This window comes from Neobacillus terrisolis (assembly GCF_051233475.1).
In the GTDB taxonomy this organism is placed as follows: Bacteria; Bacillota; Bacilli; order Bacillales; family Cytobacillaceae; genus Bacillus_BU.
Window position 1 is genome coordinate 1 of the sequence record NZ_JBKFGH010000043.1, and the last position, 16,006, is coordinate 16,006.

Below are 16,006 nucleotides of genomic sequence, written 5' to 3' on the forward strand. Positions count from 1 at the left end.
GTCACCATGGACACCCTTGCGTTAAGCTAACCACTACAACTGCCTTCGTGGCTCGGGACTTACACCCTATAGACTGCACCCATGCCGGGCGCACAACAAAATGGGCGGCCAAATCGGCCACCCATTTTTTATTAAAATAATATTCTACTCGTTTTTCCTGATAAAATTTTGCGTATAATCTTTGTGGTATACGCCAACCCCAATATAGGTAAATTTATTATTAAGCAAATTTTTTCGATGCCTTTCGCTGTTCAGCCACCCTTCCATAACTGCAGGAGCATCAATATAATTTGCCGCAATATTTTCATCGGCTATTTCAAATTGAATATTAGCATTGGAAAGACGATAAGATAATTCCTCATTTTGTTTTTCCTGTTCTGGCAGTGTATCTTTTTCATACATAAACTTGCTGTTTACATACGCAATATTTGCAAGATCCTGATCCCATTTTAACCGTTTTAAATTATACCGTTTTCTCATTATATTGGTTATATCAAAAATTTGCTGTTTACTACCTTCATCAATACGAGTCCAACTCTCATCAGGGACGGGTTGCGCCTCCAATAATTCCCCATTATAAACAAGTTCATACGGCCTTTGAGTAATCAGCGTCTTTTTTGTTAAGTACCGGACGCTTGACAAAGCTCCCGTAAATTTATCTATATATAGCTGTAAAAAGATATCGTCCATTTTGATTAAAGGTCTAGAATTCATGTCCTCTTCAGTCATTTCAAATCGATAAGAAGTTCCTTCATATTCAAAATTCATGTCGGTTTCAATTAATACTTTTGAGAAGATTTCTTCAACCGATTGTCCTATTTTAAAGGGAGAAATATCGACATTCTCTCCAATAGCATACAGCGTTTCTATTTTTCCGTTTTCTACACCCACTTGCATATAATGCTTTTCATCATTATTATATATCCACCAATCATAACCATAAGAGGATGGTTCAATACGACTTGGTTCTCCGTAACCCTCTTTAAGAAGATTGACTTGCTTCCCTATTAGAGTAGAGAGACCGTTTTCTGGACGATGTAGATCGGCAAATCCTTGTTCGGCCGATTGTTGCTTATTCCCACCGTTTGGTTGTTGATACGTGCTTTCTTCCATATATAATACATCAGATTGATTGGCGTTTTGATCTATTAAGTAATATCCTACCAATAAAAAAAGGACTACTAAAGATAAGATTCTAATAAGAGCAGCCAGGTCCTACTCCTCCCCTCTAAAAAAAGATTTCTACTATTATATGACAAATAATAAAAGTTATTATAGCACCAATACTATTATACATTTAGAAACAGGAAAAAAGCAGTAACAGTTAATAATGTTGCCAATAAATATTAATCTAGAATAACATTGAAAAGACCCACGCTTCCGTGAGTCTTTTCTTGATGTATTTCTTAAAACGTTTTCTCCGTTTAATGCTGCAACTCACTATGACCTGGTTCAGAGATTTCCGTTAAGGCCACCTTAGCTTGATCGTCCGTAAGTTCATGAACTGCAAAGTCCCCTAAAGAAACAATTCCAACTAAGCGATCACCTTCAACGACTGGCAGGCGGCGGATTTGATGTTGTGCCATAATTTTGGCAGCTTCTTGTGTTGCAGTATCAGGACGAACCGTTACCATTTCCTTACTCATAATGTTCTCTACCTTTGAAGAGCCTGGATGTTTTTCAGCAACACCCCGAATTACGATGTCCCGGTCTGTGATCATCCCTACGAGCTTTTGGTTGTCGACAATTGGTATGGCACCAACATTCCATTCTTTCATCTTTACTGCAACTTCAAAAACATTATCTAGTAAAGAACAAGTCTCTACATTTTTTGTCATGATCTCACTGATTTTTCCCATTTCAATCACTCCTATTTTGTTTCAATCATAATAGTTGTCCAATAATGGCCGTGTAAACCACCTTTTGCATACCCAATACCAACATGAGTTGCATTTTTATCGAGAATATTATTCATGGTAACTTGAGAATTCATCCAAGTCAGAACCATTTCCTCCGCTGTTTTTGGTCCTGCCCCAACGTTTTCAAGAACCTGTTTAAACGGGATCTGAAAAGTTTCTAGCATAGTTGTAGGATTTCCATAAGAAGGTGAAGTATGCGCAACATATTTATTTACCCTCATATCAACCGATTTTTTCTCAGCAATCATAGAAAGGCGAGGATCCAAATATACCGGTGCAAGACCTCGTTTTTTTCTTTCATCATTAAGTAAACTCAGCATTTTTTGCTGTTCTATGTTGATTTGCTTACCTACACCAGGAACAAAAATCATCTGACCAGGATAAATAAGCTCAGGATTATTCACTTGTGGATTGATTCTGATTAGCTCATCAAGTTCTACACTATGTAAAACAGATATCTTCCATAACGTATCACCGGGTTTTATTGTATATTTGGACATAGCCATAAAATCTTTTGCATTGCTAAAACAGATAATAAGCACGGAAAACAAACTGACAAAGCTCCTGATAAACATTTCATTTCCTCCTTAAACAGCTTCTAATAATAGATTTTCCAATTCATAAAATAAAAATCAGAAAATATAGTAAAATACTCTCTTTTCGAATTGCAACTTCCTCTTTTTTCAACTATTATTAGAATGAGAAAAGTTGTTGTGGTTGTTAATATATACCAACTCAACAATAGTTCGTGTATAGTTTGGGGAGGGACAGAAATGAAGTTAGAAAATACTGGTCTTGAAAATGTTAAGGCAGATTTAAATCGCCTCGACGAAGCAATGGAGGAGCAAGGATTTGTTCGTGAAGGTACATGGGATTATGATCGCCTTACATATGACAAAAAGTTCGAGATGAAAGAAGGGGTCTTTTATCTTCGCGTTCAAGGAAATGCTGTGGAAGGGGATATCGGTGCACATAAAGCGGTTATTCAGTTAATGACACCTTTATTAGGAAAATATTATTTTCCTCATGGTGTTGAATATGGGGAAGGAGAAAATTTCCCTAGCTCACTTGTATCTCAGTGCCAGAAAATTTTATCAGACCTACAAAAAACAATTGTTAATTTTGCATTATAGAGAAATTATCGACTATAAAAAGGAAAGACGTATGTTAATCATCATACGTCTTTCCTTTTTTCAATATCATTATTATCTTATAAAGCCCGCTGTCTGACTGTTTACTTTTTTAATTGGTTATTTACTTGATTCCATACTATAATTATAAAGAAAGAATCCACAAAATCTTTTCCTGGTCATATGTGAGGAAAGGGGGCTACCTTTGATTAGGCTCATTACAAAACGAAGATTATTGATTACCATTTGGTTGGTTATTCTTGCTGCAATTGCATACATAATTGTCCCAGTTTCCCTTCCGTTAATCCTTGCATTTATAACGGCGCTTTTACTGGATCCGATTGTAAAGTTTTTTTCAAAAAATTTTAAAACAAAACGTCAGCTTGCAGTTCTTTCCGTATTTATTCTGTTTATTTTATTTATTGGAATGTGTGGTTATTTCATTACTACTAAGGTTATTGCCGAAGTAATAAGAATCATTGACAATTCCCCCTTATATTTTAACGAAATATCAAAAATATGGTTCAAGATTGAGATTGAATTGGTCAATGTCGCCAAAGATTTACCCACAGTGGTTGTAAACCAATTTACCTCTCAGACACAGGAGTTTTTACAAAATGCTAGGGAAAGTATTCTTTCCTACGTTAATATTAATAATTTGAGAGCAATCCTTACCAATATACCTAATTATTTGGTTAGCTTTATTATTTACTTAGTATCATTATTTCTATTTATGCTTGATTTACCCAAAATATCAGAAAAACTTTATCTATATTTAACAGAAACTACCGCCAAAAAAGTAACCCATATGACCTCTCGTCTGTCTTTTGTTATTTTTGGATTCCTTAAAGCTCAGATTTTGATCAGTATCATGATATTTATTATTTCAATCGTATGGCTTCATTTTATTAACCAGGAAATTGCTTTTTATATGTCCATTTTAATTTGGGTCGCTGATTTTATTCCGATTTTTGGCTCTTTAATTGTCCTAGGGCCCTGGGCATTGTTTTATTTACTAACAGGAAAAATCCTTTTGGGCTTAGTATTAGTTATTTTGGCCGTTATTCTACTAGCTGTTAAAAGAACTGTAAAGCCCAAATTATTAGGGAGTCAATTTGGATTATCTCCATTAGCCACTCTAATAGGGATGTATTTAGGCTTTAAAATAATAGGTTTGTTAGGGATTATCATCGGTCCCCTTCTGTTAATTATTTTTTATTCAGCCAAAGATGCAGGGATTCTAAAATTTAAATTTAAGCTATAAAGAAAGAGCGAACTTTGAGAGTCCGCTCTTTTCTTATGTTTAAGTTTCCCTGATCCATGGGGCTGTTAAAAACCTAATATTGCTTTAATAACAGATGTGGTTTCCCCTCCGTGGTAAAAAACGTAAAGCAACAAATAAACAGCCACTCCAGTTATACCGGTGAAAAACCAAATAATACTTGTAATTGGACCTATTTTTCTATGTAATTTCAAATTATTTTTATAACCACTAACTAAAGAAACAATTCCCATCACAGCCCCGACTGTTGCTAAGGTAATATGAAAAATTAAAAAGATCGTATAGTAAATTTTAATATCATCCGGTCCACCAAAAGCTGTATTTCCGATGAAAATTGTTCTGCTTGCATAAATCAAAAAGAAAATGATTGCGAAAATTGCAGCTAAGTTCATCGTTTTTTTATGTGTTTCTTTTTTCCCTTGCTTTATTTGTACCCACCCGATAGCCACGGTAATCGCACTTAGAACGATAAATGCAGTACTAATCGTAGGCAACCATTGCACTGAATTCATAAATTAACCCCTTTTCATTGAAATAACTGTCAAAAACAATTTTATGGTAATACTTCCTATTTTTCAACGAATAACTGCTTTTTCAACAATATTCTCTATTTTTCCACTTTAAAAAAGAGGCATCTTAGTTGATGCCTCTTTTTCGATTAATATTCAGCTAAATTTGGGTATAAAGAAGGGTTTTCTTCTTGCTCAGATTCCGCAGAATCCTTGCGATACCATTTGAAAAATACTTGTGCAAGAACGGTCCCATATACAACTTCTTGAATAATTTTCATTAATACTCCACCAAGCTGCTGGTCTTGAATTAATGGCAATGAATTAAACATTTCCGGCCCACTCAAGTTAAGTGAAGATAATGTTGTAGTTGGAACACATAATCGCAATGCCTCTAACCATGAACTTGGATCTGAGAAGGTTTGATACATTGGGCTGTCAGCAAAAATGATTAAGGCACATGCCGGGGTAATTAAGATCCCATTGGCAAAAATGTAACCGATTTTCTTAATCCCGTTTAAGGATTGCTGTTCTGGTATGTCATTGACTAAAGGCCACCACATAAACACCGAAATAATAAATAAAATCGATGTATAGGACGCATGTAACCACATATCTGTCTTGATAAAATCAAAAATTAGCGGAATATGGTAAAAAGAAAACATTCCATTAAATAAAATCAAGGCAATTAACGGGTTTGTAAAAAAACGAAACACATGCTTTATCATTCGAATGTTTAATACTTTTCTCCAAATCCATTTCGGTATCCCCACAATGAATAATGGAGCAATCACCAAATATAGCATCGCCATCTGAATCATGTGTGCATAAAACATTAGATGACCCATTAAATCGATTGGTGAACCTTTTATAATGTATAAAAGAACAATGGCAACCGTGAACAAGACTGCTTCTTTTTTGGTCAGCTGCTCACTATCCGAGAATTTTCTTTGAAACGTGACCGTTAATAAAAAATATCCGACTAAAACGGCTATTAAAACTAAAAGAAAGTACGGACTCCATAATGCACGAAAGCCAAAAATATCTAGGACAGGCATTTTTGTTTCACCTCTAATTATTTATCCAACATAAGCTGGAATTGGATTGGTTCACATAAAACTGGAGTGCCACAAGAATAATTTCAAAAAGGAAACCGGCTTTAAGCCGATTTCCTCAAACCACAAAAATGTTTTACCACCAAACAACGGTCATAAAAGCTAGTACTGTAACTGCTCCAACAAATGCTCCAGAATAGAGGAAAAGTGATGGGGCTTCATGGCCCTTATGACTCATATGCATGAAATAATACAATTGGAAAATTAATTGAACTACCGCTAAAAGAATGATAAACGGAACCGTAAACCATTTTGAAAATCCATCATATGCAACCGCTCCAAAAGCTACTAAAGTAAGGAAAATCATTAATGCAAATGATGTTACTTGATATTTCATTTCTTCTGCATTTTTCTTGCGACGATATTCAATGTCAACTCTAGGGTTTCCTGAGCTTGTTTGTTGATTTGCCATCAGTTTATCCCACCATTCCCATTAAATATACTACTGTAAAGATAAAGATCCATACAACGTCAATGAAATGCCAGTAAAGGCTTGCTAAATAAAATTTTGGAGCATTGTATAGACTTAATCCTCGATTGGCATTGCGAATCATTAAGGTTGTAATCCACAATAAACCAAACGCGACGTGTCCACCATGGAATCCTACCAGGGTGTAGAAGGCTGAACCAAAAGCACTGCTTGTAAAGGTATGGTGAAATTCATGGACATAATGATTAAATTCATAAATTTCAAGACCTAAGAAACTAGCACCTAGTAAAACAGTAACTCCAAGCCAAAGTTGCATTTTTTTGAAATCAAAATTCTTCATATGATACATTGCGTAAACACTTGTTAACGAACTGAATAATAAGATCATCGTTGCAGCAAATGTTAGTGGAATTTCGAATAAATCTTTTGCTAACGCATGGTCAGCACTTGGAACTTTATCTTTTAATGCTAGATAAGTAGCAAACAGTGATGCAAACAGCACTGTTTCCCCTCCAAGGAAAAACCAAAAGCCTAGGAATTTATTTTTGCCTTCAAGGGTGGCTTTTTCGGGCGAAGCAGGCCAAGTTTCTAACGTCATTTTTTGTTCATGAGCAGCCATTATGCCTTAACCCCCTTATCTTCATTTTCTAATTCTTCTTTATGAATGTGGTAGCCATGGTCATCCTTAATAGAACGGAAGAACATAGAACCTAAGGTTATCACGAATCCACCGATTAATACTGGAAGTCCCCAGCTATAATCAGCGCGGTACATTGCACCGAATGCTGTAACAAACAAACCAAAAGAAATCATAAATGGAATAAATGAATTATTTGGCATGTGAATGTCACCAAGTGGTTCTGCTGGTGTCATTTCAGTTTTCCCATTCATTTTTTCAATCCAGTAAGCATCCAAACCACGAACTAGTGGAAGCTGTTTGAAATTGTAATATGGCGGTGGAGAAGGGATTGCCCATTCAAGCGTACGACCGTCTCCCCATGGATCGTTGCCAACCTTCTTGTTTTTCACTTGAGTAATTACAACATTTACCAACAATAGTGTCACAGCAACAGCCATGAACGCAGCACCAACGGAGCTTACAAAGTTTCCAGTTTCCAGTCCTTGTCCAGGTAGGAATGTGAAGATACGACGTGGCATCCCCATTAACCCTAAGAAATGCTGAATAAAGAATGTTAAATGGAAACCGATTAAGAATAACCAGAAGGTAATTTTACCTAAAGTTTCATTTAAAATAGTACCAAACATTTTTGGCCAGTAAAGGTGTGCACCGCCAAGTAATGCTAATACTACCCCACCAACGATAACGTAGTGGAAGTGAGCAACAACGAAATAAGTATCATGGAATTGATAGTCCTGTGCAGCTGCAGAAAGCATAACTCCAGTTACCCCACCGGCTACAAACGATGGAATAAATGCAACAGCATAGTGCATCGCTGCCGTGAACTTAATGCTACCGCCCCACATCGTAAATAACCAGTTAAAGATTTTAATTCCAGTAGGTACAGCAATCGCCATTGTTGCAACGGCAAAGATTGCATTCGCAATAGGTCCCATACCTGTTGTAAACATGTGGTGAGCCCAAACCATGAATCCTAAGAAACCAATTAGGACAGTGGCAAACACCATGGATGAATAACCGAAAAGTCTTTTTCTTGAGAAGATTGGGATAATTTCTGAGAAAATTCCAAATGCCGGTAAAATAAGAATGTATACTTCAGGATGACCAAAGATCCAGAAGAAGTGTTCCCAAATAATCGTATTACCGCCATTGGCCACATCAAAGAAATTAGCGCCAAATAAACGGTCAAAAATCATTAAGAATAAGCCAATCGTTAAAGGTGGCATTGCAAATAAAATTAATGCTGAAGTTACAAATGTAGTCCAAGTAAATAGTGGCATACGCATGTATGTCATTCCTGGTGCTCTCATAGTAATAATCGTAACAAGGAAATTAATCCCCCCGATAATCGTTCCAGCACCGGAAATTTGTAAGCCAAGTGCATAAAAATCTATTCCGTGACCTTTTGACGCTAATGATAAAGACGCATATGAAGTCCAACCAGCATCAGGCGCACCGCCTAAGAACCATGAAAGGTTCAAGAAAATTCCACCGAATAAAAACAACCAAAAACCTAATGCATTTAAGAATGGAAACGCGACGTCACGCGCACCTATTTGCAACGGCATAACCGCGTTCATAAATGCAAATACTAGTGGCATGGCGGCTAAAAATATCATCGTTGTTCCGTGCATTGTTAATAATTCATTAAACAGCCCGGCACTAACAAAATCATTGTTAGGAACTGCAAGCTGAATGCGGATAAACATAGCTTCTATACCGCCAATAACAAAGAAAATTCCTCCGGCGATTAAATACAAAATCGCAATTTTCTTATGGTCAACAGTTGTTAGAAAGTCCCATACTGTTGCTCCGAACCCCTTTTTCTGAGCATAGGTACTCACATTTTTACCTCCCTTTTCAACCAAAATCCCCTGTTATTCCTGAACCTTTAAGCCCATTAAGTATTCAGCAACAGCATCAATCTGCTCTTCCGTTAATTGTCCGTATGTTCCGGTCATTTTGTTCGCAGGCTTATAGCTTTCAGGATCTCTTATCCAATTTTTTACTTCTTCCTTTTTATGATCTAAGATACCGGCAACTCGTGAACGCTCACCAAAGTTCGTTAAGTTTGGTGCAAGTCTGGCTGCTTCAGGTGTTTTGTTTGATGGAGTAACCGCGTGACATCCAATACAGCTGTTATTAAATACTTCTTGTCCTTGTTGAGCTAATGCTGTATCTGCCTTTGCAGGTTCTTTTACTGCTTGCATATCTTTGACCCATTGATCAAATTCAGCACGTGAAACGGCTTTCACTTTAAAATCCATTAAGGCATGTGACGGACCACATAACTCCGCACACTTACCATAGAATAAATTGTTTGCTTCTTCTGCTTTTTTGCTGTCAAATTCTAGCCAAAACTTATTAACATTATCGACGTTGGTGTCCATTTTCCCACCAGCTGGCGGAATCCAAAATGAATGTTTTACATCTGAAGCTTTCAAATTGAAGTAAACCTTTTCATCTGTTGGCACTACAAGCTCCTGACCAGTAACAATACCTAAGTCAGGGTATTCAAATTCCCACCAATACAAACTAGCTCGAACATTTACAACAAGTTTTCCTTCTGAACCATCATTCTTTTTCTCCATTTGCGTTACATCAGCAAATTTAAATGTTGCCGCAACAGTCGGAACTGCCAATATAAGCAATAGGATAATAGGAATAACTGTCCAAAGAATTTCAAGTGTATGACTTCCTTCAACCTGCTTAGGGATGCTTTCATCCTTTCGACGGAATCGGAACATCACAATTAAGAAAATGATTGTGACAACAATTATGACTCCCACCATGATGAGCGTACTTAGCTTCATCAGGTCAAATTGCGTATCCGCAACCTCACCTGCAGGCTTTAGTGCGGATAAAAATGGTTCTCCACAACCGGAAAGCATGAGTACTAAGACGGAAAATAATGAGATCAGTTGCCATTTCGCAAGTCTTTTCATTGCTTTACCAAACCCCTCTTTCGTAAAATAAAAATTTCAAAAAAAATATGATATACCCTTTCTTCATTTCCCCTTTTAATAAAGAAAGGATTACCTAATAAATTAAATAAGGGTAACAATTACCATTGCAACAAACATAATCGTTAAGTACTGCAAAGAGTAAATAAACATCAGTTTGGCCCATTTCATATCATCCTGCATCTTATATCCTATTAAACCTAGTGCTAGCCATCCTACATTTAGCAAGGTAGCTAAAATGAGAAATGCCATTCCTAAAGATTGTAGGAAGAATGGAAGCGGTAGCAAAGCTACAATCCATAAAATGATATGTTTTTTCGTTGTTTTAAACCCTTTCACAACAGGAAGCATCGGGATTCCAGCAGCCCGATATTCTTCAACTCTTCTCATGGCAAGCGCATAAAAATGCGGTGGCTGCCATGCAAACATAATAAAGAATAAAAGCCAAGCGACAATATCTAGATTTCCATCCACAGCTGCCCAACCGATAAGTGGTGGAACTGCTCCAGAAATACTTCCCACTATTGTATTTGAAACATATAACCTCTTTGACCACATAGTATAGAGACCTACATAGCTAATAACACCTATTAATCCAATAACTGCAGCCGAAACTGTCGTTAAAAGTAAAAATAATAACCCTACGACAATTAAGGAAACTCCTAAGGTAATAACCCAATGAGACTGGATTTTTCCAGTAACAGTCGGTCTATTCTTTGTTCTTTGCATTAGATGATCAATATCACGGTCGTAAACATTATTTATAGCACAAGACCCGGCTATAATTAATGATGAACCTATAAGTGTGAACAATACTAGATCTAAATGATCAAGGAACCGGTTGCCTGTAAAATGGAGTGCAAGCCAAATCCCTGTAAACGTTGTAATAAGGTTTGAATTTACTATGCCAATTTTAATTAGTGCTAAGAAATCCTTCAACATCGTTGTTTGTGGAATATCAGTATGTTTAGAATCAAGTGTTACTTCACCAAAAGCCTTTGGATTCGACATATTCCTTCCTCCTTTTCCCTTTTAACCGGAAAACATTCGAACTATTTATACCAGCACATTGTAAGTTTTTAGATAATCTGAAAACCTATTAAACAGTCTTTTGTTTTAACACCATTTACAACATGCGAATAATATTAATTATTTACCTATATCAAAAATATTTCATTTCTCACTGTATATTAAATCACACTTTTGGTCATTTTTGTGAAGTTTTTTTGAACATTTTTATTTTTTTTGTAAAAACTTAACAAAGATAGCAAAAGATACTCTTTCATTCTATTGAAAAAAATTCGTTTCTTTTCATGTTTTTATTAGTTTTTTGATAGTATTTGAATATAGAACTTTTCTCTATAAAATCTTCTATTATTTAGCTTAGAAAGTTCCTAATAGTTGTAAAAATCTAATTAATTGTGTACTATCAAAACTGCATTCATTTCTTTTTTTTGTGAATTTTCCCGAAATTTGTCTTTTACATTATACATGTCAATCTAATTTTTTGACAATTTTTTAAACTTTATAGGATGTGATTTTTTGTGCGAAGGTCTTTAAAATGGTTAGCGGTTTTAACGACGATAGGAATGTTGTTGGTTCTCCTTGGGGGAGCCTTAGTAACGAAAACAAACTCAGGGTTAGGTTGTGGGAGATCATGGCCTTTATGTAATGGCGAAATCATCCCTAGTGATATTTCCTTCGAACTTATCATTGAACTTTCTCATCGTGTTGTTTCAGGTTCTGTGGGCATTATGGTCCTAGTTTTATCGATTTGGACTTGGCGTTCGATCGGCCATATAAGGGAAACGAAATTCCTTTCCTTTTTATCTTTTTTCTTTCTTGTATTACAAGGCTTGATCGGTGCAGCTGCCGTAATATGGGGACAAAACAGTTTCGTTAGAGCCCTCCATTTTGGGATTTCGCTTATTTCATTTGCAGCTGTTTTATTATTAACGCTCCTTATTTTTGAGGTTGATAAGAAATTTCAGGCAGAAAAGCTTGTCATCGATAAACGAATGCAAAAGCATATGATTGGTGTAACCATTTATAGTTACCTTGTTGTATATACCGGAGCCCTCGTTCGCCATATGAAAGCTAGTCTCGTATGTCCGGACTGGCCATTGTGTAATAATCAGTCATCCTTTTTCCCTACCAATTTGAACGAATGGGTGCAAATGGGACATCGATTTGCAGCTGGTCTCATTTTTTTATGGATAGGTTATATAACTTTTCTAGCCGTTAAACATTATAAACAACAAAAAGTCATTTATTGGGGATGGATTATTTCCTTTATTCTTGTATGCTTACAAGTGATCGCCGGGGCACTCGTCATATTTTCTCAGCTAAATTTATATATTGCCTTAGCCCATGCCTTTTTCATTTCCTGCTTATTTGGTGTTTTATGTTACTTCCTACTGCTGGTATCAAGAAGCAAAAAAAATGCTCTTGAATCTAAAAAAAGTCAACCGCTTACGCCTGAGCAACAAACTACCACAAACATATAAAAAAAAGGTCTGAACCAAGTTCAGACCTTTTTTTTATGTTTTAAACTAACTCATTATGTTTTTTTGTTACTTAACCAATTCAATTAACAAGTCACCTGTTTGAATGGCTTCTCCGTTCTTAACATAAATATCTTTAATGATACCAGAAAACGGAGCTTGGACGGTCGTTTCCATTTTCATTGCTTCTGTAATAATGAGATGGTCACCACGGCTTACCTTTTCACCTTTTTCAACAAGAACTTTTACGACTGTTCCCGGCATGGTCGCAGCGATATGATTTTCATTGCCTGGATCCGCCTTAATTTTTGCCGAAACTGTCACTTTAATACTTTCATCCTTGACGACAATTTCACGTGGCTGTCCATTTAATTCAAAATAAACGATTCTTGTTCCATCAGTTTGTGCTTGACCGATTGAAACAAGCTTAACCATAAGAATTTTTCCTTTTTCAAGCTCAACTTCTATTTCCTCACCAAGACGTAATCCATAGAAGAAGGTTGGTGTATCAAGAACAGAGATATCCCCAAATAATTCAACCTTTTTCGTATAGTCAACAAATACTTTTGGATAAAGAGCATAGGCAAGGACGTCAAAATCTGAAGCTTCTCTGCCAATTTCTAAAGAAAGTTTCTTTTGTAATTCATCAAAATTTACAGGCTCCAAAAGCTCTCCTGGGCGGACAGTAATCGGTTTTTTATCTTTAAGAATGACACGTTGGAGCTCCTCAGGGAATCCTCCATAAGGCTGTCCTAAATACCCCTCAAAAAACTCTACAACAGAATCCGGGAAATCAAGGATACTACCTTTCGTGATTACATCTTCTTCCGTTAATTCATTCTGAACCATGAACAATGCCATATCACCGACAATTTTTGAAGAAGGGGTTACTTTCACAACATCCCCAAACATTGCATTGACGCGGGCATACATTCTCTTTACATCATCCCATTTATCTCCTAAGCCAACTGCCTTTGCCTGTTGTTGTAGGTTACTGTATTGACCACCCGGCATTTCGTGCTGATAAACCTCAGTATGTGGAGCCATCATTCCAGACTCAAAGTCACGGTAGAACTTACGTACATCTTCCCAATAATGAGAAAGTTGTTCGAGCGCTTCAACATTGACATTCGGTTTACGGTCATTACCCTCAAGCGCGTAATAAAGTGAATTTGCACTTGGCTGCGACGTTAGTCCGGCCATCGTTCCTAATGCTACATCCACAATATCAACACCAGCTTCAATTGCCTTTGCATACGTATAAATTCCATTTCCACTTGTATCATGCGTATGAAGATGAATTGGAATATCGACCGTTTCCTTTAATTCGGAAATTAAGCGATAAGCAGCTTGTGGCTTTAACAAACCTGCCATATCCTTAATACCAAGAATATGAGCACCCTGCTGTTCTAATTCCCTTGCTAGGTTTTTATAATATTGGAGATCATATTTCGATCTAGACGGATCATTTATATCACCTGTGTAGCAAATCGCGGCTTCGGCAATTTTTCCATTTTGGCGAACGGCATCGATTGCGACCTCCATACCTTTTACCCAGTTTAAGCTGTCAAAAATTCTAAATACATCAATTCCCGTTTCGGCTGACTTAGCTACAAATTCCCGAATAACATTATCTGGGTAATTCTTATAGCCAACAGCATTGGAGGCACGGAGAAGCATTTGGAATAGGACATTTGGTATTTCTTTTCTTAATTCCTGCAAACGAACCCATGGGTCTTCATTTAAAAAGCGGTAGGCAACATCAAAGGTAGCTCCACCCCACATTTCAAACGAAAACATTTCTGGAAGAAGTTTTGCAGTTGGTTCTGCAATATGTTTGATATCCGTTGATCTTACCCGTGTTGCTAACAGTGATTGATGAGCATCTCTAAACGTTGTATCGGTTAACAATACTTGATTTTGAGCCTTAATCCATTTAACTAATCCTTCTGGCCCTTCTGCATCAAGGATTTGTTTTGTGCCGTTATGATAGTCAAAATCATAATTCAATTTTGGAATTCTTGGCTTATCAAAAACAGGCTGTTTTTTCTTTTCAATCCCCGGGAATCCATTTACTGTTACATTCGCGATGTAAGACAGCATTTTTGTTCCACGGTCCTTACTTGGCGTAAATTGGAACAATTCTGGTGTTGTATCAATAAACGAGGTATCATATTCTCCTGTTTTAAACTTTGGATGCAACACAACATTCTCAAGGAATGGGATATTCGTTTTAATGCCACGAATCCGGAATTCTCTTAGGTTACGGACCATTTTCGATGCTGCCAGCTCAAACGATGGACCAAACGTCGTTAATTTTACCAAAAGCGAATCATAATAAGGAGTAATAACAGCACCTGTATAAGCGTTACCAGCATCCAATCTTACACCAAATCCGCCACCTGAACGGTAAGCCATAATTTTACCTGTGTCCGGCATAAAATTATTCAACGGATCTTCCGTTGTAACACGAGACTGAATCGCATAACCATGAACTTTAATATCCGATTGAGCAGGAATTCCAACTACATCTCCATGAAGTTCATGTCCCTCGGCGAGCAATATTTGCGAAATAACAATATCAACACCTGTTACCATTTCGGTAATCGTATGTTCTACCTGAACACGAGGGTTTACCTCGATAAAGTAAAATTCATTCCCTGAAACTAGAAATTCAACTGTTCCGGCATTTACATAATCAACGTTTTTCATTAATTGAACAGCGGCATCACAAATTCTTTCCCGCAAGTCATTTGAAATGGACACACATGGCGCCACTTCAACGACCTTTTGATGACGTCTCTGAACAGAACAATCGCGCTCGTATAAGTGAACAATATTCCCATGATGGTCACCTAAGATTTGGACCTCAATATGCTTAGGATTAATAATTAATTTCTCAACGTATACTTCATCACTACCGAAAGCAGCTTTCGCTTCAGATTTTGCTCTAGTATAAGCTTCCTGAACTTCTTCTTTATTGTTAACGATCCGCATTCCACGTCCGCCGCCGCCTAATGCAGCTTTAATAATGATCGGATAACCATGCTGTTCTCCAAAAGCGCTGACCTCGCTAACATCTTTAGCCGGCCCATCACTACCTGGAATAATTGGAATATTAGCAAGTTCAGCCTGTGTTCTTGCCTTTACTTTATCTCCAAACATGTCCAAATGTCTTGTTTCTGGTCCAATAAAGATAATGCCCTCTTCCTCACAACGACGAGCGAAATCAATATTTTCAGATAAAAATCCATAACCAGGATGAATCGCATCTACTTCACTATGTTTAGCAATTTCGATTATCCCTTCAATATCTAAATAGGCATCAATCGGTTTCTTACCTTCCCCGACTAAGTATGCCTCATCGGCTTTATAACGATGGTAAGTACTGGAATCTTCTTTGGAATAAATCGCAACAGTCCGAATATTTAGCTCATTACATGCCCGAAACACCCTGATCGCAATCTCGCCACGATTGGCGACCAGCACTTTGCTGATACGTCGCTTCAAAAAA

14 protein-coding genes are annotated in these 16,006 nt (G+C 36.9%); 3 read left to right on the forward strand and 11 right to left on the reverse strand.

What is annotated here, in order from left to right:
• Nucleotides 1–144: 144 nt before the first annotated feature.
• From ACI48O_RS21390 to ACI48O_RS21400, 3 genes are all read right to left on the reverse strand, one after another.
• On the reverse strand, nucleotides 145–1,167 hold the full coding sequence (locus ACI48O_RS21390) for a CAP domain-containing protein (RefSeq protein WP_435563859.1): 1,023 nt from the start codon (nucleotides 1,165–1,167) through the stop codon (nucleotides 145–147).
• 257 nt (nucleotides 1,168–1,424) lie between these two features.
• Nucleotides 1,425–1,859, reverse strand: coding sequence for a CBS domain-containing protein (locus ACI48O_RS21395; protein WP_435563860.1), 435 nt, complete (start codon nucleotides 1,857–1,859; stop codon nucleotides 1,425–1,427).
• Between the two features lie 11 nt (nucleotides 1,860–1,870).
• Entirely contained in the window at nucleotides 1,871–2,494 is a 624-nt protein-coding gene (locus tag ACI48O_RS21400; RefSeq protein WP_435563861.1) for a CAP domain-containing protein, read from the reverse strand.
• Nucleotides 2,495–2,692: 198 nt separating this feature from the next.
• Between ACI48O_RS21400 and ACI48O_RS21405 the strand changes: the two genes are divergently transcribed.
• Both ACI48O_RS21405 and ytvI read left to right on the forward strand, forming a co-directional pair.
• On the forward strand, nucleotides 2,693–3,052 hold the full coding sequence (locus ACI48O_RS21405) for a YugN family protein (protein ID WP_435563862.1): 360 nt from the start codon (nucleotides 2,693–2,695) through the stop codon (nucleotides 3,050–3,052).
• Between the two features lie 202 nt (nucleotides 3,053–3,254).
• Nucleotides 3,255–4,313, forward strand: a complete 1,059-nt coding sequence (gene ytvI / locus ACI48O_RS21410; protein ID WP_435563863.1) for a sporulation integral membrane protein YtvI — start codon at nucleotides 3,255–3,257, stop codon at nucleotides 4,311–4,313.
• Between the two features lie 65 nt (nucleotides 4,314–4,378).
• Here the strand turns inward: ytvI and ACI48O_RS21415 are convergent, their stop codons facing one another.
• From ACI48O_RS21415 to cyoE, 7 genes are all read right to left on the reverse strand, one after another.
• Entirely contained in the window at nucleotides 4,379–4,843 is a 465-nt protein-coding gene (locus ACI48O_RS21415) for a DUF420 domain-containing protein (protein WP_435563864.1), read from the reverse strand.
• Between the two features lie 146 nt (nucleotides 4,844–4,989).
• Nucleotides 4,990–5,898, reverse strand: coding sequence for a cytochrome c oxidase assembly factor CtaG (gene ctaG / locus ACI48O_RS21420; RefSeq protein ID WP_435563865.1), 909 nt, complete (start codon nucleotides 5,896–5,898; stop codon nucleotides 4,990–4,992).
• 133 nt (nucleotides 5,899–6,031) lie between these two features.
• Entirely contained in the window at nucleotides 6,032–6,367 is a 336-nt protein-coding gene (gene ctaF, locus ACI48O_RS21425; protein WP_435563866.1) for a cytochrome c oxidase subunit IVB, read from the reverse strand.
• Between the two features lie 4 nt (nucleotides 6,368–6,371).
• Entirely contained in the window at nucleotides 6,372–7,004 is a 633-nt protein-coding gene (locus ACI48O_RS21430) for a cytochrome (ubi)quinol oxidase subunit III (RefSeq protein WP_435563867.1), read from the reverse strand.
• Nucleotides 7,004–8,869 (reverse strand): cytochrome c oxidase subunit I, encoded by a 1,866-nt coding sequence (gene ctaD / locus ACI48O_RS21435; protein ID WP_435563868.1) that lies wholly within the window; start codon nucleotides 8,867–8,869, stop codon nucleotides 7,004–7,006. Before ctaD ends, ACI48O_RS21430 begins: the two co-directional genes overlap by 1 nt.
• A gap of 33 nt (nucleotides 8,870–8,902) precedes the next feature.
• Nucleotides 8,903–9,970, reverse strand: a complete 1,068-nt coding sequence (gene coxB / locus ACI48O_RS21440; protein ID WP_435563869.1) for a cytochrome c oxidase subunit II — start codon at nucleotides 9,968–9,970, stop codon at nucleotides 8,903–8,905.
• 102 nt (nucleotides 9,971–10,072) lie between these two features.
• Nucleotides 10,073–10,999, reverse strand: coding sequence for a heme o synthase (gene cyoE, locus ACI48O_RS21445; protein WP_435563870.1), 927 nt, complete (start codon nucleotides 10,997–10,999; stop codon nucleotides 10,073–10,075).
• A 533-nt stretch (nucleotides 11,000–11,532) separates the two neighbouring features.
• Between cyoE and ACI48O_RS21450 the strand changes: the two genes are divergently transcribed.
• Nucleotides 11,533–12,495, forward strand: coding sequence for a COX15/CtaA family protein (locus tag ACI48O_RS21450; RefSeq protein ID WP_435563871.1), 963 nt, complete (start codon nucleotides 11,533–11,535; stop codon nucleotides 12,493–12,495).
• Nucleotides 12,496–12,561: 66 nt separating this feature from the next.
• Here the strand turns inward: ACI48O_RS21450 and pyc are convergent, their stop codons facing one another.
• The gene (pyc, locus tag ACI48O_RS21455; protein ID WP_435563872.1) at nucleotides 12,562–16,002 is read right to left on the reverse strand and encodes a pyruvate carboxylase; all 3,441 of its coding nucleotides are present in this window, start codon (nucleotides 16,000–16,002) and stop codon (nucleotides 12,562–12,564) included.
• Between the last annotated feature and the right edge of the window lie 4 nt (nucleotides 16,003–16,006).

What these genes read in the sequence shown, in the direction of transcription:
- ctaG (WP_435563865.1), bottom strand. Translation starts at nt 5,898, where the DNA reads ATGCCTGTCCTAGATATTTTTGGCTTTCGTGCATTATGGAGTCCGTAC.
- cyoE (WP_435563870.1), bottom strand. Translation starts at nt 10,999, where the DNA reads ATGTCGAATCCAAAGGCTTTTGGTGAAGTAACACTTGATTCTAAACAT.
- coxB (WP_435563869.1), bottom strand. Translation starts at nt 9,970, where the DNA reads ATGAAAAGACTTGCGAAATGGCAACTGATCTCATTATTTTCCGTCTTA.
- ACI48O_RS21395 (WP_435563860.1), bottom strand. Translation starts at nt 1,859, where the DNA reads ATGGGAAAAATCAGTGAGATCATGACAAAAAATGTAGAGACTTGTTCT.
- ACI48O_RS21430 (WP_435563867.1), bottom strand. Translation starts at nt 7,004, where the DNA reads ATGGCTGCTCATGAACAAAAAATGACGTTAGAAACTTGGCCTGCTTCG.
- ctaF (WP_435563866.1), bottom strand. Translation starts at nt 6,367, where the DNA reads ATGGCAAATCAACAAACAAGCTCAGGAAACCCTAGAGTTGACATTGAA.
- ACI48O_RS21415 (WP_435563864.1), bottom strand. Translation starts at nt 4,843, where the DNA reads ATGAATTCAGTGCAATGGTTGCCTACGATTAGTACTGCATTTATCGTT.
- ACI48O_RS21400 (WP_435563861.1), bottom strand. Translation starts at nt 2,494, where the DNA reads ATGTTTATCAGGAGCTTTGTCAGTTTGTTTTCCGTGCTTATTATCTGT.
- ACI48O_RS21405 (WP_435563862.1), top strand. Translation starts at nt 2,693, where the DNA reads ATGAAGTTAGAAAATACTGGTCTTGAAAATGTTAAGGCAGATTTAAAT.